Below are 19,320 nucleotides of genomic sequence, written 5' to 3'. Positions count from 1 at the left end.
GAACTACGTGAAGCGCATCGGTCGCGATCGATGCGCCTCCTTGCGTCGGCACATCCTACAAGCCAATTGGTATCTAGCTTTCCAGTCGTAATATTACAAGCCAATTCGACATTTCTAGGCATTGAACTTTAACCCTGCAATCTGTTTTTTAATCTCGGCTTCCAATTCCCGCGACTGACCAAACAAACTATCCAAATTTTCATTAAACACCCGCATCTTCTCGGCAAACTGCTCCGGCGTTATATCGACATATTCAATCTTCACATCGAAATACTGCCCGGCGCTGAGCGAGTAATTCTTGGCGGCGATGTCGCGGTAGCTGACCACCACCGAAAAATCGTCCTGCTGCTGCTTGCCGTTAAAGACGTCGATGATGCGTTGCTCTTCGGCGGCGGTGAGCACGGTTTTCTGGTTTTTGCCGTCCTTGATCTTCTCGCCCAGGTTGGAGGCGTCGATCATCACCACCTTGCCCAGATTCAGGGTGTCGATGAACAGGATGGAAACGTTGGTGCCGGTGGTGGCGAAGATGTTGCTGGGCATGGACACCACGCCGGCCAGCATTTGATTGTTGACCAGATGTTCGCGGATGGCTTTGTCGATGCCGGCTTGGGCGGTGATGAAGCCGGTCGGCACCACGACCGCCGCCTTGCCACTGGGTTTAAGCGAGTAAATGATGTGTTGCAGGAACAACTGGTAGATTTCCATTTTGTCGGTGGCCTTGGCCTTGATCTTGGGGATACCGGCAAAAAAGCGTTGCTTGTTGGCTTTGGTGTCGAGGTCGTCACGGAAATCGCTGAAGTCCATTTTGAACGGCGGATTGGAGACGATGTAATCGAAACGCTTGAGTTCGCCGCCGTCCTTGTGCGACGGGTGCAGCAAGGTGTTGCCCTGGACGACGTTGGGGATGGAATGCACCAGATTATTGAGGATCAGATTCAGGCGCAGCAGGTTGGAGGATTTTTGCGAAATGTCCTGGGTGAATATCGAGCAACGGTTTTCGCCGATGGCGTGGGCGACGTTCATCAACAAGGTGCCGGAACCCGCCGACGGATCGTAGACGCTGACGTTTTTGACGATGCCTTGTTGATCTTCCGGCACCAAAATCGCCGCCATGATGCGGGCCACGGCGTGCGGGGTGTAATACTCGGCGTATTTGCCGCCGCTGTTGCTGTTGTAGTCCTTGATCAGGTATTCGAAGATGGTGGCGTAGAAGTCGAATTTTTGATTGAAGATGCGCTCGAAGCTGAACTCCACCAGTTTGTTGATAATGGCGCGGCAGAATTCGTCGCGTTTGGAATCGTCGGCGATGTAGTTGCTGAGGCGGTCGAACAGCACCACTTTCGCGCCGCCGTCGGTTTTGACCGCGAACACGTCGTTGTTGCTGATGGCGATGTCCATCAGGGTGTCGTCGAACAGCTTAGCGAAGTCCGGCGCGTTTTGCTGGCTGAACAGGTAATTGATGAAATGGCTGGGTTTCAGGCGCGCGGTGTCCGGGCCCAGTTGCAATTGCAGCATTTCCAGATCGTTTGCGCTGAGTTGGGCCAGCGCCTCTTCCCATTTGTCGGCCTTGGCGATGGATGCATCCAGCTTTTTGGCTTCGAAAGCGAATTTGTCGTTTAAGAACTTGTAGAGAAAAGTCTGGGTGATGATTTTGAATTCGTTGCCGTCATTGCCCAGGCCATAATTGGCGCAAATGGCTTTCAGGCTGTCGATCAGGGCTTTGGTTTTTTGTTGAAATTCCAGCTCTACCAATTACTTGCTCCGGTATTAAATTCTTTCAGGTATTCCGCGACGACCAGATGGTTGATGTAATGGCTGGCGTCAGGATTGAGTTTGATGTGTTGCTGTTTCATGAAGCGGTTGATGACAATCGGCATCATGGTGCGCTCGAAATAACTTTCATTATCCAGCATTTGGGTATTTTGCAGCACTTGCTGGTCGGCGTCCTGTTTGATGCCGGTCAGTGCCGCGAAGATTTGACGTTCGGAATCGGACAGGCCGCCGTGTTCGATCAGGCGTTTATGAATGCGGGTGTATTTGGCATCGCCGTGGTATTTATCGCGCAGTTGCTGGTTCTGGCGGTTCAGTTCCTTGATGCGCTCATGAATTTTGTTCAGGGCGTCGATATTGGCGTTCATGTCATCCTGCGTCACTTCGGACAAATTCTTTTTCTTGAACAGCCGTTCCAGCTCTTCCTTTAAGGTGACGAACTTGGGGTCTTGTTGGTCGAAGTTGCTGGCCAGCGCTTCACGGGTGCGGCGCAGGGTGTTTTTCAGCTTGTCGGCCAATACCAGCTCTTCTTCGCCGATCTTGATGAACTTGAAGATCACTTCTTCCAACGCGACGTTCAGCAGGTTGATGGTATCGCTGCCCTGTTCGATGGTTTCCTTGAGATTGAGCAAATCCAGGCGATTGCTGGTTTCCCGGTAGAGCTGATTGAGTTTTTGAAAATCCAGCTGTTCCAAAAAGCCGTATTCGCCCTGCAAGCGGATCAGGTTGTACAGGCTCTTGGCATCGGCCAGGGATTTTTTCAAGGCCAGTACGGTTTCCCGGTCTTGTATGGCGCTGATCTGTTGGGAAAACACTTCGGCATTTTCAATATCGAATCGAAACAGCATATCCTTGATATGTTCGATTTCAGCGGCGATTTCCTCCTGGGATTTAAACAGGTGGGAGTAATGCTCCATCTCGTCGCCAAGTTCGGCTTGCAGTTCGTCGAAATAGGCCTTGTTGGTGGCATCGAACTCCTGGCGAATATCGGCAAAATCCACCACATAGCCATAGCGAAAGTCTTTGTAGGTGCGGTTGACCCGCGTCAAGGCTTGCAGCAGGTTGTGTTTACGGATCACCCGGCCCAGGTAGAGTTTCTTCAGGCGCTTGGCATCGAAACCGGTGAGCAACATGTTGTATACGAACAGGAAGTCTATTTTGCCGGCCTTGAAATCCTCCACCCAATCCTTGCGTTCTTCCTTGCCGCCGACATCGTGCAGAATCAAGGCCGCCGATCTGACCTTGTTATCTTGTTTGCGTTTGACTCGGTAAAAGCCGGACGTTTCGGCTGCCTGTTTTAACTGGGGAAAGTCGGGATCATTGGCGGCTGCTTCTGCCGGAACAGGGGCTTTTGCGTATTTGGCATTGAATAGCTCGAACAGTTGCCGGGCTTGTTCCGCGCTGTCGCAAATCACCATGCCGCCGATACTGGCATCGTTCAGCGCGCCTCGGCTTTTTTCGAAATCGGTGACGATGTAATCGAGCATCGGTTCGACGAAGGCAGGATGAGCGTAGACCAGTTTCCTGTCGACGTCGCCTTGTAATACTTCCGCTTCCGCCAGTGCCTGTTGCAGGGCGATTTTATAGTTGGTGGCGATTTCTTCCCGGATCAGTCGCAAGGTGTAGCCGTCGGCAATAGAGGCGTTGTAGTAATACTTGTGGATATAGTCGCCGAACAGGGTGCGGGAGTTGTAATCGTCGCCCAGCAACGGCGTGCCAGTCAGGCCGATTTTGACGGCGTTGCGGTCGGATTGGTCCAGATTGGCCAGGAAGCTGCCTTTGGGGTTGTAGCTGCGGTGTACTTCATCCAGAAAGTACACCCGCTGAATGGCAACGTCGTAATCCTTGGTGGAAACCACATCCGGGTCATCCTTGAATTTTTGGATGTTGACGACGGTGATCTCGGGCTTGCCGGAATGGTTGTGGATCACTTGCGTGGCTTTGATGTCGCGGCTGAAGGCTTCGCGCGAGTCGATGGTATGCACGGTCAAGCCGCGACTGGTGAATTCCCGGTGCGCTTGAGTCAGCAAGTCGATACGGTCGACGATGAAATAGAACTTGGGGACGATTTGCCGCTGTTGGAAGTAATCGGTCAAAAAACGCACGTTGTAATAGGCCAGCGCGGTTTTGCCGCTGCCCTGGGTGTGCCAGACGATGCCTTTCTTAATACCATCGTTGAGTTTACGCTCGATGGCTTTGGTGGCGAATAGCTGCGGGTAACGCATGACATGCTTTTGCAAGCCGTCGGTTTCATGAACGTAGGTCAAGGCGTAACGTAATACAAACGCCAGCCGCTCTCGGCTCAACAACGAGGTGCAAATCCGATTGGTTGGTCTGTTAGGGTCTTTATTGGTGATGAATTCCGGATTGCTGCGGATGACTTCCAGATTATTGTCTTTCAGGACATTCCGTTCCGTCTCGTCGGATAAGGGCTTGAGCATAGCCGTCCAATTCAACACTTCTTCTTCGCGGAAATAGTTGAATTGCGGTTCCAGATAAGACGGGCTGGCATAAAACGCGCCCTGAATCGGCTGAACGTCGCCGTCGTCGTACTCCATGTTGTTGGAGAAGATCATCAACTGAGTGACGTTGACGAAACGCTTGAACTTGGCGTTTTGGAAGCGTTTATTGATGCGGTCTCGTTCGGCGAGTATGCCTTCGCGGTTGTTAGGCTTTTTAACTTCGATAAACACCAGCGGCATGCCGTTGATCAGCAAGGTGATGTCGGGCCGGAATTCTTCGTCACCGTTTTGGTAGGTTAGCTCGGTAACGACGTGGAAGCTATTATTGTTGAAGTTCTCGAAGTCGATCAGCTTGGTGCCGGAGCGGTCTATCAGTTTTTGGTAGAAAGCTTGGCCGAGGTCGTCGTTGTCCAGCGTGAGTTTTACATCCGCGAACAAACGATCTACGTCCGCATCGGCCATACCGGGATTGATCTTGCTGATTGCGGCTTTAAACAAATCGGGAAATAAGTTGCTCTCCAAATCCCATCGCTGTTCCTTCAGTGATAAGTATTGGTAGCCGAGACGAACCAAATGCAGGATGACTGGAATCTTGACGCGCGTATCTTCGGTAAACTTCATGTAATCCTTTATGAGAAGGCTGGGAACGCAGACTAAATTGAACGAAATGGATCCGCTATAAAAACATTTTGAGCAGGATTTTCCGGCTTTATGTGAAAAAACCGTGGGCGCTAATCATCTTCTGCATCGGCATCGCTACGCACCAACGACAGTTGACTCAATAGCTCCGGCAAAGCAGAACAAACCGTATCCCAAACCACTTCGAAGTTGATTTCAAAATAACCGTGGGCAATCCGATTGCGCATGCCGCGCATGTTCCGCCAGGGCACATTCGAATGCTTTTCGATGAAGGCGGGATAACGATCCATCACCTTGGTTGCGGCTTCACCGATGATGATCAAACTCATCACTACCGCTTGTTGCGTGCGTTTATCGCTAAGAAATTCTTCCTTGCTCAAACCTTCGACAAAACTACAAGCATCGGATGCGGCTTGTTGCATGTGGTCGAGATAATCGGCAAGGCGATTGACAATCATACTGGTTGGGCTTCGGCCAATATCCGATCGCGGAATTTCGAAGGAAGATCGCCGGGAGTCAGCAGATCGACGGGAACTGCCAACAAATCTTCTAGTTCAAGTTGCAATCCGCCGAGATCAAACAAGGTCGCTCCGGGCAGCGTATCCACCAACAAATCAAGATCGCTGCCGTCGCGGTCGGTGCCGTAAAGCACCGAGCCAAAAACTCTTGGGTTGGCCGCCCGGAACCGACCGACCAACTGGCGAATCACCATGCGCTTGGATTCCAAGGCTTCCGACGGCTTCATCATTAAACATCCAAATTCGTCACATCCAACGCATTCTTCACAATAAAATCTCGTCTAGGTTCTACGACATCGCCCATCAGCGTGGTGAAGATTTCGTCGGCGGCGATGACGTCGTTAATGGTGACTTGCAGCAAGCGGCGGCTGTTGCTGTCCAGGGTGGTTTCCCAGAGCTGTTCAGGGTTCATCTCACCTAGACCTTTGTAGCGCTGGATATGCTGGCCTTTTTTGACTTCCTTCATCATCCATTCGAAGGCTTCCTTGAAGTTGCTGACCGATTGCTCGCGTTCGCCCATGCGCATCACGGAATCCGGGCCGAACAAGCTCAAGGTTTGTTCAGAGTAACGGGCAATTTTTTGGTAATCATTGCCGGTAAAGAAAGTCGCGTGCAAAACAAATGTTTTGGTAATCCCGTGCAGGCGTTTATTGACGGTAACGTCGAAATCGTCGCCACCGTGATATTTCAGCTCGGTGCTAAATACGGCTTTGTTATTACCGACATTCAGGTTGCTTTCGAGCTGGGCAAACCAAGCGCTTAATTTATCCTTGTCGGCTTTGGTTGCTTCGTCCAAGGGTTGCAGATAAGTCATCTGTTCCAGATAGAGATCGTCATATCGTCTGGACAGACGGTTAATCACGGCCGTGACTTCGGCAAATTCAGTCGCCAGTTTTTCCAGGCCTTGGCCTTGAATAATTGGGGTATCGGCATCGGTTTGCAGTTGAGCTTTGTCCAGTGCCAGTTGAATCAAGTATTGGTTCAACGCGCTATCGTCCTTGACGTAATGTTCCTGTTTGCCTTTTTTGACTTTGTACAGCGGCGGTTGGGCGATGTAAATATGGCCGCGCTCGACCAGTTCCGGCAGTTGCCGGTAAAAGAAAGTCAGCAGCAGGGTACGGATGTGCGAACCGTCGACGTCGGCATCGGTCATGATGATGATACGGTGATAGCGCAGTTTGTCGACGTTGTATTCGTCCTTGCCGATGCCGCAGCCCAACGCGGTGATCAGGGTGCCAACTTCCTCGGACGAAATCATTTTGTCGAAGCGGGCTTTTTCGACGTTGAGGATTTTACCTTTCAAAGGCAGGATGGCTTGGGTGCGGCGATCGCGGCCTTGTTTGGCCGATCCTCCCGCCGAGTCCCCTTCCACGATGAACAGTTCGGACAAGGCTGGGTCTTTTTCCTGGCAGTCGGCCAATTTGCCGGGCAGGCCGGCAATATCCAGGGTTGTCTTGCGCCGCGTCATCTCGCGGGCCTTACGCGCGGCCTCTCGCGCTCTGGCGGCATCAATTATCTTGTTGACGATAGCCTTGGCCACTTGAGGCTGTTCCAGCAGGAATTCCTGCAGCTTTTCGTTCATGGTCGATTCGACCAACGGCTTCACTTCCGACGAGACCAGTTTATCCTTGGTTTGGGAGGAAAATTTGGGATCGGGCACTTTCACCGACAATACCGCAGTTAAGCCTTCGCGGGCGTCGTCGCCGGTGGTGGCGACTTTTTCCTTCTTCGCCAGACCGTTGGTTTCGATGTATTGATTGATAGTGCGAGTCAATGCCCCCCTGAAACCCGCCAGGTGAGTACCGCCATCACGTTGCGGGATGTTATTTGTATAACAGTACACGTTTTCCTGGTAGGAATCGTTCCACTGCATCGCAACTTCCACGGTGACGCCTTCCTTTTCGGCTATGAAATGGAAAACTTTTTCAAACAGCGGGGTTTTGTTTTTATTCAGATGTTGGACGAAGGCACTGATGCCGCCCTCGAATTCGAATACGTCTTCCTTGCCGGTTCTTTCGTCTCGTAGCGAGATCCTCACCCCGGAATTCAAAAACGACAGTTCGCGCAAACGTTTGGCTAGGATGTCGTAATGAAACTCGATATGGGTAAAAATCGTGGGGCTGGGTTTGAAGTTGATATAGGTACCGGAACCTTCCGATTCTCCTACTACAGCCATTGGTGCTACCGGTTCCCCCAGCAGATATTTTTGTTGGTACAGCTTGCCACCCTTGCGTACTTTTAGGGTCAATTCTTCCGACAGCGCATTGACTACCGATACGCCCACGCCATGTAATCCGCCGGAAACCTTGTAGGCGTTGTCATCGAATTTACCGCCGGCATGCAACACGGTCATGATGACTTCCGCCGCCGAGCGTCCTTCTTCTTGGTGAATATCGACCGGGATACCGCGACCGTCGTCATAGACCGATATTGAACCATTTTCGTGAATCACGACATCAACGCCCTTGCAGTAACCCGCCAGTGCTTCATCGATGGAATTGTCGACAACCTCGAATACCATGTGATGCAACCCTGAACCATCGTCGGTATCGCCGATGTACATACCGGGGCGTTTTCTTACCGCATCCAGTCCTTTAAGTACTGTGATATTCGAACTATCGTATTGTTCACTCATGGTTTTGTATTCCATTGTTTGGTGTTGTACAACAATGCCGCGTCTGCTTTTGTTTAACAAACAAAAGAGTTTGAAGAAACGTGCTTGATGTGTGTTGTTGATGTTTCACGTGAAACACTAAAATTGCCGGATGCAACCGTGTTCCACGTGAAACACTTTATAATTATTTAGGGTAATCAAATCGCCGAAATCGGCTAGTTCGGTACTGGTCATGAAAACCTGGCATCCGATCCTAGCCAGGTATTTTAGCAATTTTGCCCTGTTTTCTGTATCCAATTCGGCGGTAAGGTCATCAATCAAGATACAGCAGTCATTTTGGCCTTCGAGGTTTAGCAAACTAACTTGCGACAACATTAAAGCCAGCATTAACAGTTTTAGCTGCCCGCGCGATAGATAATCCTTAGCGATTCTTGAATTATGCAGAACTTGAAAGTCAGCCCTATGCGGACCACTATGGGTAAAACCGTAACGCAGATCCTTTTCAAGATCGGTTTTCAGTATTTGTTCCAAGCTACTTTTAGCGTCCCAACCACAACTAAAACGAAACTCGATCCGTGCCGTGTCGAGAAATTGCCTAGCCAAGTCTAAAAACACCGGTTGTAGGGCTTGGAGGTATTCATTCCGGAAATCGTTTACCACGCTGCCGTACTCGACCAGTTCCTTGTCCCAAGCAGAAAGCTGTTTTACCTGACGAGTCTTAAGTAAGGCATTGCGCTGTTGAAGCGCTTTGCTGAATTTTCGCCAATTAGGTAAAAAGTTTTTGCTGTGGTTAAAAATCCCCCAATCCAGAAATTCGCGGCGGATTTGCGGACCCGCATCCAATAACCGATAGCTTTTCGGGTGTATCAATTGTACCGGCAACCTGTAGGCTAACTCGGCTTTTTGACAATTTTCCTGATCGATATGAATTTCGCATTGTTTGGTATCGATCTTGATGCCGATACTGCTGACAGAGCCAGTGTGTTGACGATGTTGCGCGGCCACTATCAAGCCCGGTTGCTCGAAGCTGATGGATTGTCTGATGTGATGGGTGCGGAATGAGCGGGCTCTGCCCAAAATAAAGATTGCCTCCAATAACGAACTTTTACCGCTGGCATTGTCACCGGTGATGAAATTGATTGTTGGTGAAGGCAAAATACTAGCCGATTGAATGTTTCTAACCGACAAAACATCCAGTTTTAACAAGGTCATGATTGGTGCTTACATCCGCATCGGCATCACAATAAACTTGAATAAAGGTTGTTCGGGTTCCTCTATGATGCAACTGCTGGCATTGCTGGCTATTGTCATCACTGCCAGTTCTGAATCCAGATTGGAAACCGCATCCAACATGTATTGTGAATTAAAAGCAATGTTCAATGACTGTCCCTGATAGTCGATGATCAATTCTTCCTCGGCTTCATCATGCTCCGGATTATGCGTGCTGAGTTTTAATAAGTCGCCACCAATATCAAATGTCACCCCCTTGTATTTTTCATTGGAGAGAATCGCCACACGAGTCAGTGCCTCTCTCAACAATTGCTTTTGAATCAGTAAAGGGCTCATGAAGGATTGGTTAAACACTTTGCTAAAGTCGGGGAATTTTGCGTCGATCAGTTTCGACGAGAACACCACGTCTTTATACAAAATACGGATGTGATTATTGGAAAACTGGATGTTGAGTTCGGCATCGACATCATCCAATAAACGGTTGATTTCCTGAACAGCCTTTCTAGGCAGGATGATACGAGCCTCATACCCCGTGGCTTGGCCTATATCGCCTTCGAAAATCGATAAACGATGGCCATCCGATGCGACTAATTTCAGTTTGGAGTTGCTGACATGCAGTAACAAACCATTTAGGTAATAGCGCACATCCTGGTTAGCCATGCAAAACAGCGTTTTATCCAAACCTTTCTTGAATTTTCCAGCATTTAGGAAAAACTGATAGTCAAATTCGGACTCGTTGAACTCGGGATAATTTTCGGCGGGAAGGGTACTTAATGAAAATCGGCTGCGTCCCGATGCCAATTTAACTTTGTCTTGCTGTAGTTCAAATTTAATTTCGGCGCCGGAAGGGAGTAAGCGACAAATATCCAAAAATTTACGGGCTGGAACCGTGATTTCGCCATCGTCCGCCGGTAATTCCAGATTAAGCTGGCTGACAATCTGAATTTCGGTGTCCGAGCCGGTCATTACCAAGCGTCCATCGTTTACTTGCAGCAACACATTGGACAGGATGACCATGGTTTGCCGTTTCTCGATCACGCTGACGATTTGTTGTAGCGGCGCTAAGATTTGATCTCTGCTTATAATAAATTTCATATAAATATTTTTTATTTATTGTTACTACTATGTAGACAAAAAGCTGTGGAAAACCATTGTTTATACTGAATAAACATAAGTTTAGCTAAGTTTTAACTTGTTGCTTATCTCAAATTTAGCCTGTTGGAGGATTGGGGATAACTCAACTAGCACGATTTCACCCCGGTTTATCCCCAACTTATCCGCAATTAATGCGATAGAGTTCTCAACAGGTTTTTATAGTCTTCGGCAATTTTTACATCGTCGTCTTTCAACTCGGCAACCCGCTTACAAGCGTTGATGACCGTGGTGTGGTCGCGACCGCCAAAGGCATCGCCGATTTCCGGATAACTATGCGAAGTTAATTCTCGAGCCAGACACATGGCAATTTGCCGGGGGCGGGTCAACGATTGTTTACGGCTTTTGGCTGACAAATCCGCCACGCGGATTTTGAAATACTCGGCCACGGTTTTTTGAATGTTGTCGATGCTAACCAGTTTATCCTGCAGGCTGATCAAGTCGTGCAAGGCTTCCTTGGTAAATTCCAGGGTGATTTCACGGCCGGTAAATTGCGAGTTGGCAACCACACGTCTTAATGCGCCTTCCAGATCTCTAACATTGGAAGGAATGCGTTTGGCGATGAAGAAGGCTATTTCCTGTTCCAGGGTTACGCCGGCCTGCATGGCTTTTTTGATCAAAATCGCGGTGCGTGTTTCCAAATCGGGCGGTTCGATCGCCACCGGCAAACCCCAGCCGAAACGCGATTTCAGTCTGTCTTCCAGACCAACGATTTCCTTGGGATATTTATCGCAGGTCAGTACCACTTGATGTTTTTGATCCAACAAATTATTAAAGGTGTGGAAAAACTCTTCTTGTGAACGTTCCTTGCCGGCCAGAAACTGGATGTCATCCATCAACAATACGTCGATGTTACGATAGTAGTCTTTAAAGTAATTGATGCTGTTTTGTTGTAAGGCTTTGACCATGTCCTGCACGAACTTTTCCGAGTGCAGATAAACGATGTTGGCATTGGGATTTTTCAGCAACACGGCATTGCCAATCGCATGCATCAAATGAGTCTTGCCCAAACCGGAACTGCCGTAAATGAACAGCGGGTTATAGACTTTGCCGATATTATCGGAAACCGTCACCGATGCGGCTCTGGCCAGTTGATTGGATTTACCTTCGACGAAGCTTTCAAAGGTAAAAGCTTTGTTCAAAAAATTAGGCTGGTTCTTTTTTTGAGTCGGACTTTTGTTCAGCGTGGGAGCCTTGATGGCTGGGGCTTTTTTGCTGCCGATTTCAAATTGCACGGCCAGGGTTGCATTGGAAAATTCATTAACCGCGTCTTCTATTGCGGAAAAAAAATGTTGCTTGATATGGTCGATGATGAAACGGTTGGGGGCCAGCAATTTCAACTGGCTATCGGTTTCCACGGCCTGTAATGGCCTTATCCAGGTACTGAAATCGGTCGTAGGTATTTCGTGCTCAAGTTTGGCCAGACAATTGTTCCAAATAGCGCTCATTGGCATGTATAAATGGGGTTGGAAAGGCTGTTCATAATACCACAGCCCCCCCGCCGGACGGTTTTTTGGCTTGACTCTTGGACGTTATCAGAAAAAAATGACGGCCGCACTGATTACACCTTCAAACTCAAATGATTACAGGCAAACTTTACATCATCTCGGCTCCTTCCGGCGCCGGCAAAACCAGTCTGGTTAAACAGCTTAAGATAGAGATGGACATGCTGGCGGTTTCGGTATCCCATACCACCCGCGCCATGCGTGCCGGAGAAAGCAACGGCGTCGACTATTTTTTCGTTTCGATCGATCAGTTTAAAGATATGATCGAACATCAGGCCTTTCTGGAGCATGCTCGGGTATTCGACAATTTTTACGGCACGGCTCAAAAAACCGTGGAAGATAACCTGGCCCAAGGGCTGGATGTGATTCTGGAAATAGATTGGCAAGGTGCGCAACAGATCAGGCAAATGTTGCCGGAAAGTGTTTCCATTTTTATTTTGCCACCCTCGATCGAGGTGCTAAAGCGGCGTTTACAAAATCGCGGTCAAGATAACGCCGAGGTGATAGACAGACGTATGCGCGATGCCGTTACGGAAATGAGCCATTATCCCGAGTTCGATTATCTGATCGTCAATGACGATTTTGCCACGGCATTGAATCAATTAAAGAGCGTGATCATAGCCAACCGTCTACTTCAAAACCGGCAGCAACAGGTATTAGCGCCGTTGCTGGAAGATTTACTTAACTAATCAATAGATGACAATGATGAAAAACACAAAAAGTACAAAAAGGTTTCTGGGTTTGTTAATAATTTCGATGTCGGCAATCTTGCTGACTGCCTGTTCAGACGACAAACCAGACACTGCCGCACCGGAAAAACCCGCCGCCAAAACCAAACCGGTCAACAATAACAACGTCGATGCCGGTGAAGCTAGCGATACGGTTAAACAAAAATTCGTAAAAACCTTCGCCAAAAATTGCGTGACTCGGGAAATGAAAAATTCGGTCAATAAAGACATCGACGAAAAACGCTTTACCGAATCCTGCGGTTGTATCGCCGAACATATTGTCGAAGACTTGGCCGAAGTGGATGCCGAGAAATATCTGGATGATCACGAAGATACCCATACCTTGCAAATCAAGTTCGACGCCGCCGCTTTTTTCTGTCTGCAAAACAAGCCGCAACCCAAGGGACCGCATTTGTTCGGCAAGTAGTCATATTATTCAGTTGGGTTTAATAAGCCGTAACCCAACCTGTCAGCCTGAGTTTTGGGTTAGTCTTTTTCGAGCTAACCCAAGCCTTCCGATTAAGCCAAATTTCTGATTCTCCATGACACAATCCAGCGACCTATTCACCCAAGCCAAAAAATTCATCCCCGGCGGCGTTAATTCCCCTGTGCGCTCCTTTAGCGGCGTCGGCGGCACGCCGGTCTACTTCGACCGCGCCCAGGGCGCCTACGTCTATGACAGCGAAAACAAACGCTACATCGATTACGTCGGTTCCTGGGGACCGATGATCCTGGGCCACGCCCATCCGGATGTCATTGAAGCCGTCAAGCAAAGCGCCGAAAAAGGCCTGAGCTTCGGTGCACCGACCGAAATCGAAACCCGCATGGCGCAAAAAGTCTGCGAAATGCTGCCGTCCATAGACATGGTGCGCATGGTCAGCTCCGGCACCGAAGCCACCATGAGCGCCTTGCGTCTGGCGCGCGGCTACACCGGCCGCGACAAGATCGTCAAATTCGAGGGCTGCTACCACGGCCATTCCGATTCTTTATTGGTCAAGGCCGGTTCCGGCGCATTGACTTTCGGCGTGCCCAGCTCGCCCGGCGTGCCGGCCTCTGTCGCCGCCGACACCATCACGCGGACCTATAACGACAGCGACGCGGTACGCAGCACCTTCGTCGAACTCGGCGACAAGATCGCCTGCATCATCGTCGAGCCGGTGGCCGGCAACATGAACTGCATTCCGCCGAAACCGGGCTTTTTGCAAACCTTGCGTGAAGTCTGCGACCAATACGGCAGCGTGCTGATTTTCGATGAAGTGATGACCGGTTTCCGAGTAGATCTGCATAGCGCGCAAGGCCTATACAACATCAAACCCGATCTGACCACGCTGGGCAAGATCATCGGCGGCGGCATGCCGGTCGGCGCCTTCGGCGGCAGCCGCAAGATCATGGAACATCTGGCCCCGCTGGGTCCGGTCTATCAGGCCGGCACCTTGTCTGGCAATCCGGTGGCAATGGCGGCGGGTTTGAAAACCCTGGAATTGATTAGCGCACCGGGTTTCTATCAGGCCTTGACCTCCAAAACCACGCAATTGCTGGCCGGCCTGCAAGCTGCCGCCGACCAGGCCGGCATCGCCTTCACCACCAATCAGGTTGGCGCGATGTTTGGTTTGTTCTTCACTGAGGAAAAATCCATCAGCCGTTTCGCCCAGGTGATGAAGTGCGATCAGGACCGTTTCAAACGCTTCTTCCATGGCATGCTGGAACAAGGCGTGTATCTGGCGCCTTCGGCATTTGAGGCTGGTTTCGTCTCGGCGGCGCATACGGATCAGGATTTGCAGGCGACTGTGGATGCTGCGGGTGAGGTGTTTAAGGGGTTGTGAGGTTGATTTGGGATGATATGCGGAAATTTTTTGATTACTTGTTAGAGGTTGCGACATGGGCATTAGAGTTTTAGCTATGTTTTTTACAGCATTATTTGCATCTCAAGCCTATTCCTTTGACGACTGCGGAGAGGCTGACGGGAGCACTTATTTTTCTGCGTGTATTGCCAGGAAGAGCGCTGATGACGGTCAATCAAAAATTAATGTTTTGTACAAACAACTCCTGGTCGAATACAAGAAAAATAAAATGGATAATGCACGAGACTCATTGGTTAAATCCCAGGAGAGTTGGGTCAAATACAAAAAGTCTGAATGTGATCTTGAGCAAATAGTTCATGGAGGGATCAACTCCGTTAGCTATGGGCGGTGCGTTTCTAGAATCACGTCTGAGCGTCTTGAGGAACTTAAAGAGCTTGCTGGGGAAGGGAGCGACAGTGACCTCTAATCTAGTGGGCGACACCGCGACCTGCTTTCCGCAACGTGTAACCCGTACAAGGGCGGATATCTGCCCTATGACAGCTGTTATTCCTCATTCCCACTCGCTGCAAGGGAATGCCGGGCTTTCTCGCCGCAGCGCGGCGAAATCTGGGTTACCACACAGCGCGTGGGAACCAGTCGGCGAGTGTCGGCTTCCGGCGGGAAAGATTGCTAGCCATCCCTGGCTAGCAATCGCGCCTACACCGCCACGTGATTGCCTGCGGCGGCCCTGGCCGTCCGCGTCGCCTCGCCTTTGACCCAACAAGGGGATCAAAGCCTTGGCTCTCGCATGACTCGACGCCGTTTCGCGATGCCTTGCAGTTTTTCTAGTCGAAAAACCGCCCGGCGCTACGGCTTCCAGGGACTACTCAACCTTCACTCGCTAACGCTTCGTTTCCAAGGTTTCGCAGCGGAACGAATGCATAATTTGATAATGGCTGGGCGGAGATGCATTGGCCGACTATCGTCGTTGTTATCATCTTGGAGCAAGGATTTTGATTGAAACTTGGATTTTGCCAATAACCACAGTGCTTGCTGCATTGGTTGGATATGGCGTTAGCGCCTGGCTAACTGGCAAACGCCGGTTGATACTAAGCCGGCAAATCGAAGAGCAGCAACAGCAACTCCAGCAACAAGCCGTAAAACTGGCGGTGGCCGAGGAAAGACTGACCTTGTTGCAAACCAAGGAAGCCGAGCTGGAGACCCTGCGACAGCAATTGTTACAACTGAAAACCGAAAACGCCGATCTCAACGCCCGCCAGCAGGAACAACATAAAAGCAATGCCGAAAAAATTCGCTTGCTGCAAGATGCGGAAAATCAGTTAAAAGCCCAGTTCGAGAGTCTAGCGCACAAGATCTTTGAAGAACGCGGCAAGCAATTTGCAGAACACAATAAAGTCAGCATAGAAACCTTAGTCGAACCGCTGAAACAGCAACTTGGTGAATTCAAAAACCGCGTCGAAAGCGTCTACGACAACGAAACCAAGGACAGGATCAGTCTGCGCGAGGAAATCGTTTCCCTACGCCGCGATACCGCCAAAATGAACCAGGAAGCGCTGAATTTGACCCGCGCCTTGAAAGGCGATCACAAAGCCCAGGGCAACTGGGGAGAGATGATTTTGGAAAAAGTGCTGGAGCAATCCGGTTTACGCAAGGGTATCGAATATCAAACCCAGGGCGCGTTCCGCGACGAAGACAACCGCTTGTTCAAGCCCGACGTCATCGTCCGCCTGCCGGAAAACAAGGATGTGATCATCGATTCCAAAGTATCCTTGTTGGCCTATGAGCGTTATTGTTCGGCGGAAGACGACAACCAGCGTATCGAAGCCTTGAAACAGCACACCGAAGCGGTGCGTAACCACATCAAGGGCCTGAGCAACAAGGATTATTCCAGCCTGAAAGGCCTGCGCTCGCTGGATTTCGTGTTGCTGTTCATGCCGATCGAAGCCGCTTTCATGGCTGCGTTTCAGGCCGATGAAAAGCTGTTCAACGATGCCTTCGAACACAAGATCGTCGTCGTCACCCCGACCACCTTGCTGGCGACGCTGCGCACCGTGCAAAACATCTGGCGCTACGAGCAACAGAACGAAAACGCCAGACTGATCGCCGATAAGGCCGGCAGTTTGTACGACAAGATCAGAGGCTTCGTGGAAGACATCGAAAAACTCGGCAACCAGCTCAACACTGTCCACAAGACTTACGACGGTATTGTCAACAAACTGAGTACCGGCAGTGGCAATCTGCTCCGTCAAGCCAGCGCTTTTGAGGAATTAGGCGTGAAGGTCAAGAAGAAGTTGCCAAAAAGTTTGACCGAGCAAATGCAGCAAGATCAAGGCAGTTAGCTTGACCAATTCATCAAGGTTTAAACAAGGTTGTTTGCCGTAAGACTGCCGTTGCTTAATAATTATAAACATATAAATATCTTTATTTAATTATTACTACTAGCATTGATGTTTGTTGTGGAAAAGCTATTATTTTTAATAAAAATCATAGCTTTGTATGAAAAATAATATTGTGGTTTGTCCGGGTTCGTGCTTGTTTACTGATTGTGGATAACTTGAGATGGTATTTTTTACAGCAGTTTATCCACAGCTTTGGCTAATTACTTCACACAAGCTGCTAACAGCTGTGCTTAAGATAGACGGGTTTTCTGAGTTGGGGTGGTGCCTAATGGTTTTCGCCATAGCGGATGTTAAAATTTTGTCACATTGACCGTGCTTCATAGACAGAGGAATCAACTATGTATGAGATCAACGCAGATATTTTCACTCAACTTCATATCGATGTTGCCCGAAATTCCACGGATGATTTCAACCTGTTTCATGACAGCAGAAACTGGCACAAGATCAAGGGCAATCCTTTCAACGGGCCGATAACGCTAGGTTTTCAATTGGAATCGCTGGTGGAAGGCAAGATAGCCGCCTACCGGCGTCAAGCCGATGAGTATGGCTTGATCGAACAACATGGGCTGAACTTCAGTAATTATCAGTTTTCATTCGCCAGCGCCATCAAACCTGGCCAGTTCGTTGAAGTGGAGATCAAGGCTTCTCAGTTCAAAACGCAGCCCTTGCCTATGTTGAGTAATCGGATCATGGTCAAAAGCGATGCTAGTCTGGCCTTGCTGGGGTATAAAAAGGAAAGCGCGGAACCCCTGTATCTGGCCGATGCGGATTTTTCCGGAATGGGCGATTTACGGTCTGAACCCGATCGAACTTTTCTCGCTAGCGGGCATTTTTTAAAACGTAAATTCATGACCACCAGTAACGCAAAAAATTTTCTGTGTGGTTCCTTGCGGGATCAAACCGAGTTTTTCGATGAATTACAGGATAAGGTCGTTTTTCCGGAGATGTTTCCTTGTTCTTTGCTGTCCAGCGCCTTGTTGGAAAAGGCCTTGAAAAAACGTCACGATTTCGAAAAAAATCCGATGGTTTTCACTTCACATAAAATCAGTGTTGATCGAACTGGGTTGTCCCAACTGAAAAGCACCGATGCGCTGCATATTTTGATCAAACCGGCTCGGAATTCGTCTGAACACGATTTTGGTGAGCCGTCCGCTACGGCGTTGGACTATGAATGTTTCGGTTTGGTCGGCAGCAATAATGTATTACTGTTCAGAGCAATCATTTCATTGTCGCCATTGGAATTGCTTGTACAGTCTTTACAATGATACGGGTAAACGGCAACTTGTGTCGGGCTTGACGCATTCGGCTGTTGTTAGGATGAATTGTCTGTTTTCAAGTAATTGGCGATCAAGGCTGGGATAATATTCGATGGCTGCTTATCTAAAAATTGAATAGGGATATGTCGATTAATCATTAAGTATTCAATGGTCCGACTGATATAGTATTTTCTAACATAGCTATTTTTGAAGGACTAGATTCATGAATTTACTGTACACGGCTTCCGGATTTGGGGTCGGTTTCCTGGTCGGCATCACCGGAGTTGGCGGTGGCTCTTTAATGACACCGTTGCTAGTATTTTTGTTCGGCTTCAAACCGGCGGTAGCGGTGGGTACCGATCTGCTCTATGCGGCAATAACCAAATCCGCCGGCGTGTTTGTTCATCACGGCAAACATCAATCGGTGGATTGGAAAATCGTGGGTTGGTTATCGTTGGGAAGTTTACCGTTTGCCGGCATTACCCTTTATGTGCTGAAAAACTTGATGGACGTGGGCAAGGAAATCACCGGCATGATTACTTTCACCCTGGGAATAGCCTTGTTGTTGACGGCATCCGCATTGTTGGTGCGTAGCGTGCTGTTGCATAGAGCGGCGAAACAGGAGCTAGTCGATGACGAGCATAGTACCCCGGAGAACAGTGGCCGTTTTTCACCGCGTTGGGAAAAAATTGCCACGGTATTGACCGGTATGGTGTTAGGTGTATTGGTAACACTATCTTCCGTAGGCGCCGGCGCACTGGGAACGGTAGCCTTGTTGTTTCTTTACCCGCGTATGACCACGGTAAAGGTGGTCGGTACCGATCTTGCCCACGCGATTCCGTTGACGGCCGTGGCGGGATTAGGCCATTTGAGCATGGGAAATTTCGATCTGGAATTATTGGGGAGCTTGTTGTTGGGTTCTGTACCTGGCATATGGATAGGGAGCCATTTGAGCGCCAAAATACCGGAATATTTTTTGCGGCCGGTGCTGGCGACTTTGTTGATGGTTATCGGTTTCAAGTTCGTTCTTCAATAACAGTGGTTTCTTAAGAAACGGCTTCAAGCGCAATAGTTAACTTTGAATTGCGGCTGAAGCCGGATCTAGAATCGGACTGATTGCCAATCTATTGGCCAAGTTGGGTTTAGCGGGAAATACATTCCGAGCCAACCAGCCTCGCTTATCCAATCATACAAATCTCATAACATTTCCTGATAGAGCTTTGCAAGGAAAAGGCTTGCATTCCT

General features: G+C 49.3%; 15 protein-coding genes. 7 read left to right on the top strand and 8 right to left on the bottom strand.

What is annotated here, in order from left to right; genetic code table 11:
* Positions 1-114: 114 nt before the first annotated feature.
* From IVG45_RS16375 to dnaA, 8 genes are all read right to left on the bottom strand, one after another.
* Positions 115-1,752, bottom strand: coding sequence for an HsdM family class I SAM-dependent methyltransferase (locus IVG45_RS16375; RefSeq protein ID WP_196434867.1), 1,638 nt, complete (start codon positions 1,750-1,752; stop codon positions 115-117).
* Positions 1,746-4,853: a type I restriction endonuclease subunit R gene (locus IVG45_RS16370; RefSeq protein ID WP_196434866.1), complete on the bottom strand. Its 3,108-nt coding sequence runs from the start codon at positions 4,851-4,853 to the stop codon at positions 1,746-1,748. The genes IVG45_RS16375 and IVG45_RS16370 overlap by 7 nt, the downstream gene beginning before the upstream one ends.
* Before the next feature lie 110 nt (positions 4,854-4,963).
* Positions 4,964-5,329, bottom strand: a complete 366-nt coding sequence (locus tag IVG45_RS16365) for a HepT-like ribonuclease domain-containing protein (protein WP_196434865.1) — start codon at positions 5,327-5,329, stop codon at positions 4,964-4,966.
* A complete protein-coding gene (locus tag IVG45_RS16360; protein ID WP_442923328.1) occupies positions 5,326-5,619 on the bottom strand; it encodes a nucleotidyltransferase family protein in 294 nt (97 codons plus the stop codon). The genes IVG45_RS16365 and IVG45_RS16360 overlap by 4 nt, the downstream gene beginning before the upstream one ends.
* Complete coding sequence (gyrB, locus tag IVG45_RS16355) at positions 5,619-8,024, bottom strand: DNA topoisomerase (ATP-hydrolyzing) subunit B (RefSeq protein ID WP_196434864.1); 2,406 nt, start codon at positions 8,022-8,024, stop codon at positions 5,619-5,621. The genes IVG45_RS16360 and gyrB overlap by 1 nt, the downstream gene beginning before the upstream one ends.
* A 117-nt stretch (positions 8,025-8,141) precedes the next feature.
* Positions 8,142-9,215 carry a DNA replication/repair protein RecF gene (gene recF / locus IVG45_RS16350; protein ID WP_196434863.1) on the bottom strand — a complete coding sequence of 358 codons (1,074 nt, stop codon included), beginning with the start codon at positions 9,213-9,215 and terminating at the stop codon, positions 8,142-8,144.
* 9 nt (positions 9,216-9,224) lie between these two features.
* On the bottom strand, positions 9,225-10,328 hold the full coding sequence (gene dnaN / locus IVG45_RS16345; protein WP_196434862.1) for a DNA polymerase III subunit beta: 1,104 nt from the start codon (positions 10,326-10,328) through the stop codon (positions 9,225-9,227).
* Positions 10,329-10,516: 188 nt separating this feature from the next.
* Complete coding sequence (dnaA, locus tag IVG45_RS16340; RefSeq protein ID WP_196434861.1) at positions 10,517-11,833, bottom strand: chromosomal replication initiator protein DnaA; 1,317 nt, start codon at positions 11,831-11,833, stop codon at positions 10,517-10,519.
* A gap of 131 nt (positions 11,834-11,964) precedes the next feature.
* Between dnaA and gmk the strand changes: the two genes are divergently transcribed.
* The 7 genes from gmk to IVG45_RS16305 all read left to right on the top strand — a co-directional run bounded on the left by gmk (position 11,965) and on the right by IVG45_RS16305 (position 19,111).
* Positions 11,965-12,579: a guanylate kinase gene (gene gmk, locus IVG45_RS16335; protein ID WP_196434860.1), complete on the top strand. Its 615-nt coding sequence runs from the start codon at positions 11,965-11,967 to the stop codon at positions 12,577-12,579.
* Between the two features lie 67 nt (positions 12,580-12,646).
* Entirely contained in the window at positions 12,647-13,045 is a 399-nt protein-coding gene (locus tag IVG45_RS16330; protein ID WP_196434859.1) for a hypothetical protein, read from the top strand.
* Positions 13,046-13,160: 115 nt separating this feature from the next.
* A complete protein-coding gene (gene hemL / locus IVG45_RS16325) occupies positions 13,161-14,441 on the top strand; it encodes a glutamate-1-semialdehyde 2,1-aminomutase (protein ID WP_196434858.1) in 1,281 nt (426 codons plus the stop codon).
* Between the two features lie 55 nt (positions 14,442-14,496).
* Positions 14,497-14,886 carry a lysozyme inhibitor LprI family protein gene (locus IVG45_RS16320; RefSeq protein ID WP_196434857.1) on the top strand — a complete coding sequence of 130 codons (390 nt, stop codon included), beginning with the start codon at positions 14,497-14,499 and terminating at the stop codon, positions 14,884-14,886.
* A gap of 526 nt (positions 14,887-15,412) precedes the next feature.
* The gene (locus IVG45_RS16315; protein WP_196434856.1) at positions 15,413-16,759 is read left to right on the top strand and encodes a DNA recombination protein RmuC; all 1,347 of its coding nucleotides are present in this window, start codon (positions 15,413-15,415) and stop codon (positions 16,757-16,759) included.
* A gap of 398 nt (positions 16,760-17,157) precedes the next feature.
* The gene (locus tag IVG45_RS16310; RefSeq protein WP_196434855.1) at positions 17,158-18,084 is read left to right on the top strand and encodes a hypothetical protein; all 927 of its coding nucleotides are present in this window, start codon (positions 17,158-17,160) and stop codon (positions 18,082-18,084) included.
* A 214-nt stretch (positions 18,085-18,298) separates the two neighbouring features.
* Positions 18,299-19,111 carry a sulfite exporter TauE/SafE family protein gene (locus IVG45_RS16305; protein WP_196434854.1) on the top strand — a complete coding sequence of 271 codons (813 nt, stop codon included), beginning with the start codon at positions 18,299-18,301 and terminating at the stop codon, positions 19,109-19,111.
* Positions 19,112-19,320 lie beyond the last annotated feature (209 nt).

This window comes from Methylomonas sp. LL1 (assembly GCF_015711015.1).
GTDB lineage: Bacteria > Pseudomonadota > Gammaproteobacteria > Methylococcales > Methylomonadaceae > Methylomonas.
Note: the sequence above shows the minus strand (reverse complement) of the source record. Positions and strands in the feature narration are given on the sequence as shown.